This window comes from Micromonospora yasonensis (assembly GCF_026013475.1).
Lineage (GTDB): Bacteria > Actinomycetota > Actinomycetes > Mycobacteriales > Micromonosporaceae > Micromonospora > Micromonospora yasonensis.
The window spans coordinates 1-16,265 of record NZ_JAPDPH010000159.1; the positions used below are offsets into that span (position 1 = coordinate 1).

The 16,265-nt window shown below is 72.6% G+C and carries 12 protein-coding genes; 3 read left to right on the top strand and 9 right to left on the bottom strand.

Annotated features, from left to right (window positions below; translation table 11 throughout):
* Positions 1-119: 119 nt before the first annotated feature.
* Positions 120-1,454: a DNA polymerase III subunit delta' gene (locus ONA70_RS25865; RefSeq protein ID WP_265009083.1), complete on the bottom strand. Its 1,335-nt coding sequence runs from the start codon at positions 1,452-1,454 to the stop codon at positions 120-122.
* Complete coding sequence (tmk, locus tag ONA70_RS25870) at positions 1,454-3,517, bottom strand: dTMP kinase (RefSeq protein WP_265009092.1); 2,064 nt, start codon at positions 3,515-3,517, stop codon at positions 1,454-1,456. The genes ONA70_RS25865 and tmk overlap by 1 nt, the downstream gene beginning before the upstream one ends.
* A 309-nt stretch (positions 3,518-3,826) precedes the next feature.
* Between tmk and ONA70_RS25875 the strand changes: the two genes are divergently transcribed.
* Positions 3,827-5,035 carry an amino acid deaminase/aldolase gene (locus ONA70_RS25875; RefSeq protein WP_265009084.1) on the top strand — a complete coding sequence of 403 codons (1,209 nt, stop codon included), beginning with the start codon at positions 3,827-3,829 and terminating at the stop codon, positions 5,033-5,035.
* A 122-nt stretch (positions 5,036-5,157) separates the two neighbouring features.
* Here ONA70_RS25875 and ONA70_RS25880 read toward each other — a convergent pair whose 3' ends face one another.
* Entirely contained in the window at positions 5,158-5,733 is a 576-nt protein-coding gene (locus ONA70_RS25880) for a TetR family transcriptional regulator (RefSeq protein ID WP_265009093.1), read from the bottom strand.
* A 225-nt stretch (positions 5,734-5,958) separates the two neighbouring features.
* Here ONA70_RS25880 and ONA70_RS25885 point away from each other — a divergent pair, with 225 nt between their 5' ends.
* Positions 5,959-7,266, top strand: a complete 1,308-nt coding sequence (locus ONA70_RS25885; RefSeq protein ID WP_265009085.1) for a D-arabinono-1,4-lactone oxidase — start codon at positions 5,959-5,961, stop codon at positions 7,264-7,266.
* 68 nt (positions 7,267-7,334) lie between these two features.
* Here ONA70_RS25885 and topA read toward each other — a convergent pair whose 3' ends face one another.
* From topA to ONA70_RS25915, 6 genes are all read right to left on the bottom strand, one after another.
* Positions 7,335-10,142: a type I DNA topoisomerase gene (gene topA, locus ONA70_RS25890; protein WP_265009094.1), complete on the bottom strand. Its 2,808-nt coding sequence runs from the start codon at positions 10,140-10,142 to the stop codon at positions 7,335-7,337.
* Between the two features lie 326 nt (positions 10,143-10,468).
* The gene (locus ONA70_RS25895; RefSeq protein ID WP_265009086.1) at positions 10,469-11,077 is read right to left on the bottom strand and encodes a hypothetical protein; all 609 of its coding nucleotides are present in this window, start codon (positions 11,075-11,077) and stop codon (positions 10,469-10,471) included.
* A complete protein-coding gene (locus tag ONA70_RS25900; protein WP_265009087.1) occupies positions 11,068-11,607 on the bottom strand; it encodes a hypothetical protein in 540 nt (179 codons plus the stop codon). The genes ONA70_RS25895 and ONA70_RS25900 overlap by 10 nt, the downstream gene beginning before the upstream one ends.
* Positions 11,608-11,763: 156 nt before the next feature.
* Complete coding sequence (locus tag ONA70_RS25905; protein WP_265009088.1) at positions 11,764-14,112, bottom strand: sodium-translocating pyrophosphatase; 2,349 nt, start codon at positions 14,110-14,112, stop codon at positions 11,764-11,766.
* 321 nt (positions 14,113-14,433) lie between these two features.
* The gene (locus tag ONA70_RS25910; protein ID WP_265009089.1) at positions 14,434-14,868 is read right to left on the bottom strand and encodes an ATP-binding protein; all 435 of its coding nucleotides are present in this window, start codon (positions 14,866-14,868) and stop codon (positions 14,434-14,436) included.
* A complete protein-coding gene (locus ONA70_RS25915) occupies positions 14,868-15,224 on the bottom strand; it encodes an STAS domain-containing protein (RefSeq protein WP_265009090.1) in 357 nt (118 codons plus the stop codon). The genes ONA70_RS25910 and ONA70_RS25915 overlap by 1 nt, the downstream gene beginning before the upstream one ends.
* Before the next feature lie 134 nt (positions 15,225-15,358).
* Between ONA70_RS25915 and ONA70_RS25920 the strand changes: the two genes are divergently transcribed.
* Positions 15,359-16,265: DEAD/DEAH box helicase (locus ONA70_RS25920; RefSeq protein ID WP_265009091.1), on the top strand; the 907-nt coding region annotated here is incomplete at its 3' end.

A 16,265-nucleotide genomic window follows, 5' to 3' on the forward strand; every position in this document is an offset into this window, starting at 1 on the left:
CACTGAGCGTGCCGCCACCGTCACCGCGGCACACCGGACCGTACCGCACGTCAATCGCGCCTGTCGATGCCCTGTGGACAACGCCGGAAGGCGATGGTCAGCACCGCCCGGTGGGCGGATCAACCCCGCCAGAGGGCGAGCATCATCGCCTCCACCGCGATCCGCGGCTTGACGTTCGCCTCGATCGCCGCCCGGCACTCCAGCACGGCTTCCAGCCGGCGCAGCACCCCCTCGGCGTCCCACTTCTGCGCGCCGGCCCCGGCCATCGCCGCGGTGTCGGTGTGCACCGGGGCGACCGGGGCCCGCAGCGCCATGGTCAGCGCGTCGCGGTAGAAGCCGGCGAGGTCGACCAGCGCCCGGTCGAGCGCGTCCCGCTGGGCCCGGGTGGCCCGCGACTTCTGCCGCTTCTCCAAGTCCTTGAGCTGGCCGGCGGCACCGCGCATGGCACCCGCCGCGCCCCGGCCGGTGCCGCCCGCGCCGAGCGCGGTCTGCAACGCGGTCCGCTCCGCCTCGTCGATCTCGGCGACGGACGCGGCGGCCTCCGCCTCGGCGGCCTCGATCAGCGCGGACGCGGCGTCGAACGCGGCGCCCACCCCGGTCAGCCGGCGCGGCACGGCGAGCACGGCGTCGCGGCGCTGCCGGGCCTCCGGGTCGCGGGCCAGCCGCCGGGCCCGGCCCACGTGCCCCTGCGCGGCCGCCGCGGCCCAGCCGGCCACGTCGGGCGCGATGCCGTCGCGGCGGACGAGCACCTCAGCCACCGCGCCGGCCGGCGGCTGCCGCAGCGGTACGACCCGACAGCGCGACCGGATGGTCACCGAGATGTCGTCCGGGTGGGTGGACGGGGCGCAGAGCAGGAAGACGGTACGCGGCGGCGGCTCCTCGATCGCCTTGAGCAGCGCGTTGCCGGCCGCCTCGGTGAGCCGGTCGGCATCCTCGATGATGACGATCTGCCAGCGTCCGCCGGACGGGGTGCTCGCCGCCCGGAGCACCAGGGCACGCATCTCGCTGACGCCGATGGAGAGCCCCTCGGGCACCACCAGCCGGACGTCGGCGTGGGTCCCGGTCAGGGTGGTGTGACAGCCGGGGCAGGTGCCGCAGCCGGTGCCGTGCACGCACTGCAACGCGGCGGCGAAGGCCCGGGCGGCCACCGAGCGACCGGAACCGGGTGGCCCGGTGAAGATCCAGGCGTGGGTCATGCCGGCACCGGGGTTGCCATCGGCGCTCGTCGCCGCCGCCGGGTCGTCGGGCCCCGCCGGCTCGGTGTCGAACTCGTCGGCGAGCACGTCCAGTTCGTCGTAGGCGTCTTCCGCGTCCGGGCCGGGCGTCGCCGGTCCGGCCGCCCGGCTGGCCGGCGCGGCGGCGGCGCGCAGCAGTGCGGCGGCCGAGGCGGCGGCCCGGCGCAGCGTCGCCACCGCCTCCTCCTGCCCGACCAGGTCCGCGAAGACGTCCGCCATCAGGTGGGGCGCTCCATCCGCACCAGCTCCGCGTCGGATAACTCGGGCTGGACCGAGGTGTCCGGGCCATGGGCCGGGCGGGGGTGCACGATGCCGGCCGGGTCGACCAGGAACTCGTCCACCCGTCGGGCCACCGCCATGGCGATCTCCTCGGCCGGGCGGGAGGCGTCGAGCACCAGGTAGCGCTTGGGGTCGGCGGCGGCCAGGTCGAGGAAGGCGTACCGGACCCGCTCGTGGAACGCGATCGACTCGGCTTCCAGCCGGTCGGCGCCCTCGTTGCGGGACTCGACCCGGGACAGCCCGGTGTGCGGGTCGACGTCGAGGAGCACCACCAGGTCGGGCTTGAGCCCGCCGGTGGCCCACGAGGAGAGCCAGGAGACCTCCTGCACCGGCAGCGTACGGCCGGCCCCCTGGTAGGCCAGGGACGAGTCGACGTACCGGTCGCTGATCACCACCGCGCCCCGGACCAGCGCCGGCCGGACCACGGTGGCGACGTGGTGCGCCCGGTCGGCCGCGTAGAGCAGCGCCTCGGCGCGCGCCGAGGGGGCCTCGTCGCCGGCGTTCTCCAGCACCAGCGAGCGGATCCGCTCGCCGACCGCCGTGGCTCCCGGCTCCCGGGTGACCACCACGTCCCGGCCCTGCTCGCGCAGGCGCTCGGCGAGCGCGGTGAGCTGGGTGGACTTGCCGGCCCCCTCGCCGCCCTCGAAGACCACGAAGAGGCCGCTGGAGACGAAGTGCTCGGTCGGCATCAGCGGGCGACCGCGGATCGAGCCCCAGAGGTCGGCCAGGACCGGCACGCCCTTCTTGTCGTCCATCTGGCCGAAGGCGCTGATCCCGGCGAAGATGCCGGCCGCGCCGGCGGCGAGCAGCAGCAGGCGGGTCGAGGAGACCGAGATGCCGAGGTCGGCGATGGTCAGCCTGCGCGAGCCGCCGACGCCGACCAGGAGGCTGCTCAGCGCGATGGCGAGGATCAGCACCAGCCGGGTGCCGATCTGCACCACCGCGAAGACCCGGCCGCGTACCTCGTCGGCGACCTCGCCGCCGAGCAGGGTGGTGCCGGCCAGGAAGGCCATGCCGGCGCCCGCGCCGACCAGGATCGCGCCGAGCATCGCCATGGAGAGGTGGATGGCGAAGGCGAGCACCAGCACCGAGGCGCTGGCCAGCACGATGCTCATGCCGAACCAACGCCGCCGGGACATCTCCCGGACGATCAGCGGGCCGGCCCCGATGCCGATCGCCAGGCCGATGAAGATGGCGCCGAAGAGCAGATAGAAGGCGGCGTCACCGGCGCCGAGCGAGGCGGCGAAGAACTTGGCCGTGCCGATGACGATGCCGCCGCCGGCGAACGCCCCGAAGATGCCCAGCACCAGCCCGCGGACCAGCGGCGTCTGTCGGATGAACGTCCAGCCCTCGGTGAACTGGCGCATCATGCTCTGCTCGGTGCGCTCGCGCTCGCCGGTCCGGCCCTGGCTGATCTCCCTGATCCCGAAGGCCACCACCAGCGCCGTGGCGAGCCGGGAGAACGAGTTGACCCAGAGCGCGAGTTGGGCCGGCTCGGCCCAGTTGGGGATCTCCCCGCCGGTCACCGCGCGGATGCTGCGGTCCAGCACGGAGAGGCTGACCGCGGCGAGCACCGGGGTGAGGCCGTACGTGGTGATGAGGGTGAGCTGGTTGGCGGTCTCCAGCCGGGCGCGCGGGATCAGGTTGGGGACCGCGGCCTCCTTGGCCGGGATCCACATCAGGGTGATCGTCTCGATCAGGAAGGTCGCGATCAGCGCCCACGTGACCACCAGCGCGCCGCTGGTGCCGATGAGCGCGAGCAACGGGATGGAGGCGAAGAGGAGGAAGCGCAGGACGTCGCAGATGACCATCGTCCAGCGCCGGTCGAACCGGTCGGCGAAGACGCCGGCCACCGGGCCGAGCAGGAGTGCCGGCAGCAGCCGGATCGCGATCAGGCTGCCGAAGGCGGCACCCTTGGCGGTGCTGCCGGAGACCTGGGCGGCGGCGAAGACGGAGGTGGCGAGCAGGCCGAGCCAGTCGCCGAAGGAGGCCGCGCCGAGCACGATCCAGAGCCGGCGGAACGGTCGGATGCGCAGCACCGAGCGGATCGCGGCGGCTCCGGACCGGTCGGCCTGCGCCCCGGGCGCCGACACGCCGGGCGACTCGCCGTTCTTCTGACTTTCGATGGCGGTACCTCCACGTGCCGACCCAGCGCTGGGCCTCTCCGGTGGAACACTCTAGTCGCGGCGAGAAGCGTCCCCCTCCGCGACATTCGCCTGCTCGCTGAGCCTAGGCCGCCGGTACCACCGCCCGCAGCCCGGACATACGCGAGGGTATTTCGCATTGACCCCCAGACAGTTAGCGTGCAAACCGTGGCCACCGACAGTGACAAACTTCGCGATCGTCTCGAACGTGCGACCGCACACCTCGACCCGCCGTACGCCGTGGTCGATCTGTCCGCGTTCGATGCCAACGCGGACGCGCTGGTCGGCCGCGCCGCCGGCAAGCCGGTACGGGTCGCCAGCAAATCCGTCCGGGTACGCGACCTGCTGACCCGGGTGCTGGACCGCCCCGGCTGGCGAGGCGTGATGGCGTTCACCCTGCCCGAGGCGATCTGGCTGGTCCGTACCGGCGTCAGCGACGACGTGCTGGTCGCGTATCCGACCGCCGACCGGAACGCGCTCGCCGAGCTGGCCGCCGATCCGGTGCTCGCCGACGCGGTGACGCTGATGGTCGACGACACCGCCCAGCTCGACCTGGTCGACCGGGTGTGCCCGCCCGGCCGGCGGCCACCGCTGCGGCTCTGCGTCGACCTGGACGCCTCCTGGCGACCGATGGGCGGCCGGGTGCACGTGGGGGTCCGCCGCTCCCCGGTGCACAGCGCCGAAGCAGCCGGCGGCTTCGCCGCCGCCGTCACCGGTCGGCCGGGGTTCCGGCTGGTCGGGCTGATGTCGTACGAGGCGCAGATCGCGGGACTCGGCGACGCGCCACCCGGGCAGTCGGTGCTCGGTACCGCGATCCGGGTCGCGCAGCGCGGGTCGTACCGGGAACTGCTGGCCCGGCGCGCGGCAGCGGTCGCCGCGGTACGCGAGCACGCCGACCTGGAGTTCGTCAACGGCGGCGGCACCGGGAGCGTGGCCGCCACCAGCGCCGACCCCGCGGTCACCGAGATCACCGCGGGATCCGGCCTGTACGGGCCGACGCTCTTCGACGCGTACCGGGCCTGGCGTCCGATTCCGGCGGCGTTCTTCGCCTGTGCGGTGGTCCGCCGGCCGGGGCCCGGGCTGGCCACCGTGCTCGGCGGCGGTTGGATCGCCTCGGGCCCGGCCACCGACAGCCGGCTGCCCCGGCCGTGGCTGCCGGCGGGACTGAAGCTCCTCGGGGCCGAGGGCGCGGGTGAGGTGCAGACCCCGCTCGCCGGCGCGGCGGCGACCGCCCTGCGGGTCGGTGACCGGGTCTGGTTCCGCCACGCCAAGGCCGGCGAGCTGTGCGAGCGCGTCAACGAGCTGCACCTGGTCGACGGGGATGCGGTGATCGCGATCGTGCCGACCTACCGCGGCGAGGGCCACGCGTTCCTGTAGGAAATGGTGACGGCGGGCCCCGGCGCACCTCGGGAACCCGCCGCTCGTCGTCCTGCCCGGTCGCCCCCGGGCGTCGCACCTTTACCTCATCGCCGTCCGCACCAGAACGGCGACCGCACCACTCAGTTCGGCTGGGTGGCCTCGGTCCGGTCGTCGACCTGCCGGTGCAGGTACTCCCGGATCAGCGCCTTCGCCTCGACCAGCACCCGGTCGTCGCCCTCCGGCTTGCGACGGAACGCCAGCTTGATCAGGGCGTCCGCCGCCTCCACCGCGATCTCCAGGTGGAACCGGAGGTCGGGTACGCCGGCCAGACCGAAGCGCTCGGTGAGCACCCGGGCGAGCTGGTCGGCGATGACCCCGTTGTTGTCCCGCTGCTCATCGAGCAGATGCAGGTCGACCACGTCGCCGAAGTGCAAGGTACGGAACCCGGGGACCGTGCGGTGCATCGAGATGTACTCGTCGATCGCCGCGTCGACGCCGTCCCACCAGTGGGTCAGGTCGTCGGAGGCGAACCGCTCGTCGAGCCGCTGGAGGTAGGACTCCATCGTGCGCAGCGTCAACGCCTGCACGATCGCCCGCTTGTCCGGAAAGAACTGGTAGACCGACCCGATCGCCACCTCGGCGCGCTCGGCGAGCAGAGTCGTGGTCAGCCCCTCGTACCCCACCTCGTCGACGAGCTCAGCGCAGGCGTCCAACATCCGCTGGACCCGCGCGACACTTCGACCCTGCACCGGTACCCGGCGCAGCGGCCCGGTCGTGGCGGCTGGTGTGGACACTCGGCGCCACCCCCCTTCGACGGATGAACATATCTGCACGTCACGAGTCTGTGACTACCGGTACAACGAGCGGGCACGGATTGCGGTATTTACCAGGCAGAACGTTCCTGATATGAAGTCAGTTCATATTCATGTCGAGGAGCGTGGATGTCCAGTACGCCAGCAGTCTGGTCCAACTGGGCCGGCAATCAGCGAAGCACCGCCGCCCTCGTGGTACGCCCCCGGACCGTCGAGGAGGTGGCCGCGTCGGTCCGCGCCGCCACCGCCGCCGGCCGAACGATCCGGGCGACGGGCAGCGGGCACTCGTTCACCGGGGCGGCCCTCACCGACGGGCACCGGCTCGACCTGGCCGACCTGGACACCGGTACCCAGGTCGACACCGCCCGCCGGCTGGTCACCGTACCGGCCGGGATGACGCTGCACGCCCTCAACGAACTGCTCGCCGCGCATGGGCTGGCCCTACCCAATCTCGGCGACATCGACGCCCAGACGGTGGCCGGGTCGCTCTCCACCGGCACCCACGGCACCGGAGGGAAGCTGGGTTGCCTCTCCACCTTCGTGGTCGGGCTGACCCTGGTCACCGGGACCGGTGAGGTGCTGCGCTGCTCCGCCGACGAGCACCGGGATGTCTTCGCCGCCGCCCGGGTCGGGCTCGGCGCGGTCGGCGTGCTGGTCGAGTTGACCCTGCGCTGCGTCGACGCCTTCGTGCTCCACGCGCACGAGCGCCCGGCGGTGCTCGCCGAGGTGCTCGGCGACCTGCCCGGGCTGATCGAGCAGCACGACCACGTCGAGTTCTACTGGTTCCCGTACACCGCGCGGGTGCAGGTCAAGACCAATGACCGGGTCCCCGCCGACGACCGGCCGCTGCCCCGCTGGCGCGGCTGGCTGGACGACGAGTTCCTGGCCAACACCGTCTTCGCGGGCGCCTGCCGGCTCGGCCGGGCCGTCCCGGCGCTCGTCCCGGGCATCAGCGCGGTCTCCGCCCGAGCGCTCACCCAACGCACCTACACCGGCCGCTCCGACCGGGTGTTCTGCACCCCGCGCCGGGTCCGCTTCGTGGAGATGGAGTACGGCCTCCCCCGCGCCGCCCTGCCCACGGCACTCGACGAGTTGCGCCGGATCGTGGACGGCCTGCCGTTCAAGGTGCAGTTCCCGGTCGAGGTGCGGTTCACCGCCGCCGACGACATCTGGCTCTCCCACGGGTACGGGCGGGACTCCGCGTACCTCGCCATCCACCAGTACGTCGGCGCGCCGTACGAGCCGTACTTCCGGGCGTTCGAGGAGGTGGCGGCGGACCTGGGCGGCCGGCCGCACTGGGGCAAGCTGCACTACCGGGACGCCGCGTCGCTCGCCCCCGCGTACCCGAAGTTCGGGGATTTCCTGGCCGTCCGCGACCGCCTCGACCCGGACCGCCGCTTCACCAACCCCTACCTGCGCCAGGTCCTCGGCGACTGACCGCCGAGATCTTGGAGGGAACCGGCCCGGGGGCCGTTTCCCTTCCAAGATCTCGATGCCAAGCGGCGCTACTCCTTGGCGGGGGCGGCCTTCTTGGCGGGGGCCTTCTTCGCGGTGGTGGCCTTCGCCGTGGTGGTCTTCCTGGCGGCCGTGGACTTGGCGGCGGCGGTCTTCTTCGCCGCCGTCTTCTTGGCCGGAGCGGCCTTCTTCGCCGCTGCCTTCTTCGGGGCCGGACCCTTCGCCCGCTTCTCGGCGAGCATCTCGGAGGCCTCCTCCAGGGTCAACGCCTCCGGGGTCTGCCCGCGCCGCAGCGACGCGTTGGTCTCACCGTCGGTGACGTACGGCCCGAACCGGCCGTCCTTGATCACCAGCGGCTTCTCGGTCAGCGGGTCGGCGCCCATCTCCCGCAGCGGCGGCGCGGCGGCCCGACGCTGGCGGGCCTTCGGGGCGGCCAGCAGCGCGAGCGCCTCGTCCAGCGTGACGGTGAACATCTTGTCTTCCGAGTCCAGCGAGCGGAACTCGTCACCGCGCTTGACGTACGGGCCGTAGCGGCCGTTGTTGGCGAAGATCTCGTTGCCCTCGGCGTCGGTGCCGATCAGCCGGGGCAGGCTGAGCAGCTTCAGCGCCTCCTCGAAGCTGAGCGAGTCCGGCGACTGCGACCGCAGCAGCGAGGACTTCCGCTCGCCGCTGGCGACGTACGGGCCGAACCGGCCGGACTTGAGCAGGATCGGCTCGCCGGTGGCCGGGTCGTCGCCGAGCTTGCGCTCGCCCCCGCCGCCGAGGAACAGCTCGTGCACCTTCGCCGGGGTCAGCTCGTCCGGCGCCAGCCCCTCGGGGATCGGCGCGCGGTCGCCCGGGGCACCACCCTCCTCGCCCTCACCGGCGGGTGCGGGCTGCTCGCCCGGCAGCGCCCGCTGCAGGTACGGCCCGTACCGGCCGACCCGGACCACGACCTCGCGCCCCTCCTCGTCGGTGAAGAGCGGGATCGAGTTGACGCTGCGCGCGTCGATGTCGCTGAGGTTCTCGGTGACCAGCTTCTTCAGCCCGCCGGCGTGGGCGATCGCCTGGTCACCGGTGCCGTTGGCGCTGCCGAAGTAGAAGGAGGTGAGGAAGTCGACCGCGGCGTGGTCACCGCCGGCGATCTCGTCCAGCTCGTTCTCCATGCTGGCGGTGAAGTCGTAGTCGATCAGACGCGGGTAGTGCCGCTCCATCAGCCCGATCACCGCGAACGCCAGGAACGACGGGATCATCGCCTGACCCCGCTTGAACACGTAGCCACGGTCCTGGATGGTCTGCATGATCGACGCGTACGTCGACGGGCGGCCGATGCCCAGTTCCTCCAGCGCCTTGACCAGCGACGCCTCCGTGTAGCGGGCGGGCGGCTGGGTGTGGTGCCCCTGCGCCGCCAGCTCCTCGGCGGTCAGCGGCTGGTCCTTGACCAGGGTGGGCAGCCGCCGCTCGGCGTCCTCGGCCTCGGCGTTCTCGTCGTCGCTCGACTCGACGTACGCGCGCAGGAAGCCGGGGTCGGTGATGGTCTTGCCGGTCGCGCCGAAGTCGGCCTCTTCCTGGCTGGCGGAGATCGCCCGGATCCGCACCGACACGCTGGAGCCGACCGCGTCGGTCATCTGCGAGGCGATGGTGCGCCGCCAGATCAGCTCGTAGAGCCTGAACTCCTCGCCGGACAGCTCCTTGGCCACGTCACCGGGAGTGCGGAAGTTGTCCCCCGCCGGGCGGATCGCCTCGTGCGCCTCCTGCGCGTTCTTCACCTTGCCGGTGTAGCGGCGCGGCTCCGGCGGCACGCTGCGCTCGCCGTACAGCTCGACGATCTGCCGGCGGGCCGCCGCGATGGCGGTCTCCGACAGGTTCACCGAGTCGGTACGCATGTAGGTGATGTAGCCGTTCTCGTACAGCCGCTGCGCGGTGCGCATCGTCTGCTGGGACGAGAACCGCAGCTTGCGGGCCGCCTCCTGCTGGAGCGTGGAGGTGATGAACGGCGCGTACGGGCGCCGGCGGTAGGGCTTCTCCTCGACCCGGGTGACGGTGAACGGGCGCCCCTCCAGGCGGGCGGCGAGCCCCCGGGCCCCGCCCTCGTCCAGGTGGACCACCCCGGCACCCGACTTCACGCGACCCGTGGTCGGCTCGAAGTCCTTGCCGGTGGCGATCCGGTCGCCGTTCAGCGCGATCAGGGTGGCGTTGAAGCTGCGCGGCCCCTCGCCCGGGTTCGCCACGGCCAGCGTGGCCAGGATGTCCCAGTACTCGGCCGTGCGGAAGGCCATCCGCTGCCGCTCCCGCTCGACCACGATCCGGGTCGCCACGGACTGCACCCGGCCCGCCGAGAGCTTCGGCATGACCTTCTTCCACAGCACCGGGGAGACCTCGTAGCCGTACAGCCGGTCGAGGATGCGCCGGGCCTCCTGCGCGTCGACCAGGTCCCGGTCGATCTCGCGCGGGTTGGCCACCGCGGCCTGGATGGCCGGCTTGGTGATCTCGTGGAAGACCATCCGCCGGACCGGCACCTTGGGCTTGAGCGTCTCCACCAGGTGCCAGGCGATCGCCTCGCCCTCGCGGTCCTCGTCCGTCGCCAGGAAGATCTCGTCGACCTCCTTGGCCAGCTTGGTCAGCTTGCTGATCTGCTGCTTACGGTCGGCCGAGACCACGTAGAGGGCGTGGAAGCCGTTGTCGACGTCCACCCCGAGCCGGGCCCACGGCTCGCCCTTGTACCGGGCCGGCACGTCGGCGGCGTTGCGCGGGAGGTCACGGACATGGCCGAAGCTTGCCTCCACGACGTATCCCGGGCCGAGGTAGCCCGAGATCGTCTTGGCCTTCGCCGGTGACTCGACGATGACCAGACGGGTGGTTCCAGCGTTGCTCGGCACGTCCCTCTCCGACCTCACTCCTGCTTCTTGCCCGTTTCGGGCCGCGTTGCACCCGCCGAACCCGGCGGTCCGGATGTCCAACGTAACGCGCCGTCCGCGTTCCGGGTTTCGTGGGCGGCAAACGATCAGTTTCGGCGACCACCCCGGCCGGTGCGCACGGCGACACCCGCCGGACGGCGCCACCGTACACCGTGGGTAGGGCGTCGAGCGGGTCACTGTGACGATCACACACCCACGGCCGAGCGCGGCCGGTCCGTTTTCCTGCGCAAACCCACCGCACCCGAGGTGTCCGGAATCGGACAGCCGGTCGGGTTGCGCCCGCCGGCTCAGCCTGCGGTGCCCGGCCACCCGTCGGCGGGGGCGGCGGCTGGGCGCTCACCCACCAGCTCGGCCAGCCGGGCCAGCCGGCGCCGGCCCCCGATCCGGTACGCCGGCCCGCCCTCGGCCGGTTCCACGAACGCCGCCGGCAGCCCCACCGCGGCCAGCGCCGCCCGCACCGGCGGCCAGCAGTCCTCGTCGCCGCCGAGCCGGAGCAGGAAGCCGGCCGGGTCGACCGCACCAGCGGCGGCGAGCCAGAGCCGCAGCCGCCGCCCGTTCAGGTGGAACCCGGCCGGGGGTCGCTTCGCCGCGCCGCGCAGCCAGGCCCGGGCGAGCGGCGCCAGCGTGGTCGCGTACGCGCTGCGGACCAGGTGCCGCCCGTCCTCGGTCGGCTCCCAACTCGCCGGGACACCCCGGGCGGCCAGTTCGGCCACCAGCACGTGCACCCGCCAGGCGGCGTCCACCACCACCGAGATCCGGGCCGTGCCGCCCATCCGCACCACCTCCCCCGGCCCGGCGAGCAGACCGGCCAGGTCCGCCAACGACGGATCGGCCGCCTCGGTGGAGAACAGCGAGGGCTGGCGGACCGGGCGCGGGGAAGGTGGCGTCAGCGACACTCCGGGACCTCGTCGAAGGCCTCTTTGAGCTCGGGTGAGTTGAGCCGGCTGGTGTCCAGCGCGCTCGCGTCGTACTCCTTGTTGAGGGTGTCCACCGCGGCCCGCACCCCGTCGTAGAAGGGGCCGGCCTGGGCGGTGTCCAGCCGGTCGACGGTGTCCCGGGCCCGCCCGTACGCGTCGCGCATCTTGCTCAGCGAGGAGCGGAAGCCGGCGGAGATCTCCTCGCCGTGGTCGGTCGCCGGCACGCCGGCCTTCTCGATCCCGCGCCGGGCGGTCTCGCTGGCCTGCTCGGCCCCGGCGAAGAGCCGGACCAGGTTCTCCTTGGCCTGCGCCGGGGTGGTCTGCGCGGTCATCTGCTGCTGGGTGCTGCTGGTCAGCTTGTTGATCTCGGCACGCCACGGGGTGAGCGCCTGGCAGACCGAAGCCGCCCAGGCCCGGGGGCTGGGGCCGCCGCACCCGGCGACGACGAGCACGAGCGTGGCCAGGACCACCGTGAACTTTCCGGCGGTTGCCGCCCCGCGCGTACGCATGCGAAGCAGCGTACGGCCTCGCGGTGGAAGTGCCACCGGTCAGGTTTCGGGCACGTGCGACAACCTCCAGCCCGGCGCCACGACCTGGAGCCGTCCCCCGGACGGCACGGTTCCCGGCCGGCGGGACGCCGACCGGGAACCGTGCCGCCACGAACGTCAGGCGTTGACCGGCTCCGCCTGCTTGTCCGGAGTGCCGGCGTCGCTGCCGGAGTCGGCCATCGCCACGCCCTTGCGCTTGCTGAACACCACGGCCGCCACGATGACCAGCGCGGCCACCACGGCGATCGCGACCCGCAGGGCGGTGTTCCTGTCGTCGCCCACGCTCCAGGCCACCACGGCCGGCGCGATCAGCAGCGAGACCAGGTTCATCACCTTGATCAGCGGGTTGATCGCCGGGCCGGCGGTGTCCTTGAACGGGTCACCGACGGTGTCGCCGATGACGGTCGCGGCGTGCGACTCGGAACCCTTGCCGCCGAACGCGCCGTCCTCGACCAGCTTCTTGCCGTTGTCCCAGGCGCCGCCCGAGTTGGCCAGGAAGACCGCCATCAGGGTGCCCGCCCCGATCGCACCGGCCAGGTACGACGCCAGCGCGCCGGGGCCGAGGCCGAAGCCGACCGCGATCGGCGCCATGATGGCCAGCAGACCGGGGGTCATCAGCTCGCGCTGCGCGTCCCGGGTGCAGATGTCGACCACCTTGCCGTACTCGGGGCGCTGGGTGCGGTCCATGATCCCGGGCAGCTCGCGGAACTGCCGGCGGACCTCCATCACCACGGCGCCGGCCGAGCGGGAGACCGCGTTGATGGCCAGGCCGGAGAAGAGGAAGACCACCGCCGCGCCGACGATCAGGCCGACCAGGTTGCGCGGGTTGGCCACGTTGAGCGCGTTGAGGATCTCGGTGCCGACGTCGCCCACGCCCGCGTCCGCGTACGAGGAGCGCAGCGTGTCGGTGTACGAGCCGAACAGCGCGGTCGCGGCCAGCACCGCGGTGGCGATCGCGATGCCCTTGGTGATCGCCTTGGTGGTGTTGCCGACGGCGTCCAGCTCGGTCAGCGTCTGCGCGCCGTGCTCGTCGATGTCGCCGGACATCTCCGCGACGCCCTGGGCGTTGTCGGAGATCGGGCCGAAGGTGTCCATCGCGACGATGACGCCGACGGTGGTGAGCAGGCCGGTGCCGGCCAGCGCGACCGCGAACAGCGACAGCGTGATCGAGCTGCCGCCGAGCAGGTACGCGCCGAACACGCCGGCGCCGATCAGCAGCGCCGAGTAGACCGCCGACTCCAGGCCGACGCTGATGCCGGCGAGGATGACGGTGGCCGCGCCGGTCTGCGAGCTCTTGCCGATGTCCTGCACCGGGCGCCGGTTGGTCTCGGTGAAGTAGCCGGTGAGCGCCTGGATCGCGGCGGCCAGCACGATGCCGATCACCACCGCGCCGATGGCCACCAGCCGCGGGTTGCGGTCGACGCCGGTCAGCCCGCCCTCCAGCTCGCCGAAGGTCGCCGGCAGGTACGCGAACGCCGCGATCGCCACCAGCACCGCGGCGATCAGCGCGGAGAGGTAGAAGGCCCGGTTGATCGCGGTCAGACCGTTGCGGTCGGAGGTGCGCAGCCGGGTGATGAAGACGCCGACGATCGCGACGAGCACCCCGATGGTGGAGATGATCAGCGGGAAGACCAGACCGGTCTCGCCGAACGCGGCGCGGCCCAGGATCAGCGCGGCGACCAGGGTGACCGCGTACGACTCGAAGAGGTCGGCGGCCATGCCGGCGCAGTCACCGACGTTGTCGCCCACGTTGTCGGCGATGGTGGCGGCGTTGCGCGGGTCGTCCTCCGGGATGCCCTGCTCGACCTTGCCGACCAGGTCGGCGCCGACGTCGGCGGCCTTGGTGAAGATGCCGCCGCCGACCCGCATGAACATGGCGAGCAGCGCGGCGCCGAAGCCGAAGCCCTCCAGCACGGTCGGGGCGTCGCCCTTGAAGATCAGGACGACCAGCGCCGCGCCGAACAGGCCGAGGCCGACGGTGAGGAAGCCGACCACGCCACCGGTCCGGAAGGCGATCTTCATGGCGCCCTCGCGCCCGCCTTCTCGCTCCCGGGCGGCCGCGGCGACCCGCAGGTTGGCGCGGGTGGCCAGCCACATGCCGGCGCCGCCGATGAACGCGCTGAACCCGGCGCCCACCACGAAGAAGAGCGACCGGCCGATCTTCACCCAGGTCTCGCTGCCGTCGGTGTCGTGCACCGGCAGCAGGAAGAGCAGCACGACGGCGATGACCACGAAGATCGCCAGGGTGCGGAACTGCCGCAGCAGGTACGCGGACGCGCCCTCCTGCACCGCCCCGGAGATCTCCTGCATGTTGGTGGTTCCCGTACCGGCAGCCAGTACCGCCCTGGTCAAGGCGGCGGCGAAGACGAGCGCCACCAGCGCGATGACCGCGGCGATGACGACGTACGTCACGTTGGCTCCGGTAAGGGACAGTGCGCCGCCGTCGGCGGCCAAGGTCCCGGACATCTATGTCCTCCTGTACCGAACAACTCGCGTCGGTCCGTGGAGACGCACGGGCCGACGCCTGAATGCGGACTCGCAAGCGCGCGCCAACCCACTCCGGCGGACCAGCGATGAACACCCATTCCCGCTGGCTACGGGACGGGCCACTTGCTGACAACTCGCGTACTGTAGCCCTCTGACGTGTTGAGGCTCACACCGAGGGGGCACCGAGCCTCGATGATCTTCGTCGCTGTGCTATGTGAAGAAATCTGATATATAGGGCGGCCAACACGACCAGGCCGCGCTCCCCGAGGGAAACGCGGCCTGCGTGGGTGAATCGTCAGGTCAGCGGCGAACCGGCCACACCATTCGGACCTCGGTGCCGATGCCCTCCTCGACCGGGCGTACCTGGAGGTCCTCGACGAAGCCGGCGAGCAGGGCGAAGCCGACGCCGGTGGTCAGCGCGTCCTCGCTGAGCGACTCCTTGGCCAGCTCGTCGGGCGGCAGCGCGGCGAGACCGACGCTCGCCTCGATCGGGGCCCGGTCCACCACCCGCACCGTGTACGCCCCGCTGTCGGACATCTCCACGTACACCGGGTCGGCCAGGCCGTACTGCCGGTGCAGGGCCACCGCCCGGGTGCACGCCTCACCGATCGCCAGGCGCACCTCGTCGAGCAGGTCCTCGCGTACCCCGGCCCGCCGGGCCACGGCCACGCCTACCAGGCGGGCGGTACGCACGTGCACCGGCGCCGGAGAGAAGGAGAGCTTGACGGTCGCCATCACGCGCCGGTGCCGGTCGGGTCGGCGCTGATCGCCGCATCGACCGTGGGGTGCAGCGGAAACACCTGATCCAACGCGGTGATCCGGAAGATCTTGAGCAACGGCTCCTTGTCGCAGACCAGGGCGAACGAACCACCGGCCGAGCGGAGCCGCTTGAGCGCGCCCACCAGCACACCGAGGCCGGTCGAGTCGAGGAAGTCCACCCGCCCCAGGTCGACCACGACGCGGCGGGCCCCGCCGTCGATCAGTTCGAGGAGCCGTTCCCGCAGGCGCGGCGCGGTGTAGACGTCCACCTCACCGCCGACCTCGAGCACCGTGTGCTCCCCCACGGTGCGGGTCGCCAGCGACAGCTCCATCGGTCCCTCCTCGGTAAGCTCTCCTGGGCATCTAACCATCTTCACGTGCGGACCCTTCGGGTCACCGGCGGAGGCTTTCCCATACCCAGGCCCCCGGGTTCCCATTTCCGAACACCAGTGCGAGAGTGCAGGACGTGACTGTCGACGACTTCAGCTCGGCGCGTCTACCGCCGCGCCACGAGCGTCGGTCGCCGGGTGAGCTGCTGCGCCGGCTGCGCGCACGGCACGCCGCCGACCCGGTCACCCACGTCGAGCGGGTGGCCGCCCGCGCCGGGGCACCGGCGCCGTGGCCCGACTGGGCGCCGGAGGAGCTGTGGGCGGCGTTCGCGCGGCGCGGCGTGGTCGCCCCGTGGCGGCACCAGGCCGAGGCCGCCGAGCTGGCGTACGCCGGGCAGCACGTGGTGGTGGCCACCGGGACGGCGTCCGGCAAGTCGCTGGCGTACCAGTTGCCGGCGCTGGCCACGCTGCTCGCCGACCCGCGCGCCACGGTGCTCTACCTGGCCCCGACCAAGGCACTCGCCGCCGACCAGCTACGCGCCGTCGTCGGCCTGGAACTGGAGGGCGTACGCCCGGCCTGCTACGACGGGGACACCCCGCGCACCGAGCGGGAGTGGATCCGCCGGCACTCGCGGTTCGTGCTGACCAACCCGGACATGCTGCACCACGGCATCCTGCCCGGACACGCGCACTGGTCCGGGTTCCTGCGCCGGCTCGCGTACGTGGTGATCGACGAGTGCCACACCTACCGGGGGGTGTTCGGCTCGCACGTGGCACACGTGCTGCGCCGGCTGCGCCGGCAGTGCGCGCGCTACGGACGTACTCCCGTGTTCGTGCTGGCCTCAGCGACGTCGGGCGACCCGGCGACGGCGGCCGGGCGGCTCACCGGCCTGCCGGTCAGCGCGGTCACCGAGGACGCCTCGCCGCGCGGCGGGGTGACCTTCGCGCTCTGGGAGCCGCCGCTGCTGCCCTCCTCCGACGCCCCCTCCCCCGAGGCCGATCTTCTCCAGGTCCGCCGGTCGGCGCTGCGGGAGACCGCCGACC

Coding starts and splice junctions, on each gene's coding strand:
- ONA70_RS25910 (WP_265009089.1), bottom strand. CDS start 14,868: ATGGCGACCGTCAAGCTCTCCTTCTCTCCGGCGCCGGTGCACGTGCGT.
- ONA70_RS25865 (WP_265009083.1), bottom strand. CDS start 1,454: ATGGCGGACGTCTTCGCGGACCTGGTCGGGCAGGAGGAGGCGGTGGCG.
- ONA70_RS25880 (WP_265009093.1), bottom strand. CDS start 5,733: ATGTTGGACGCCTGCGCTGAGCTCGTCGACGAGGTGGGGTACGAGGGG.
- ONA70_RS25885 (WP_265009085.1), top strand. CDS start 5,959: ATGTCCAGTACGCCAGCAGTCTGGTCCAACTGGGCCGGCAATCAGCGA.
- ONA70_RS25915 (WP_265009090.1), bottom strand. CDS start 15,224: ATGGAGCTGTCGCTGGCGACCCGCACCGTGGGGGAGCACACGGTGCTC.
- ONA70_RS25905 (WP_265009088.1), bottom strand. CDS start 14,112: ATGTCCGGGACCTTGGCCGCCGACGGCGGCGCACTGTCCCTTACCGGA.
- ONA70_RS25900 (WP_265009087.1), bottom strand. CDS start 11,607: ATGCGTACGCGCGGGGCGGCAACCGCCGGAAAGTTCACGGTGGTCCTG.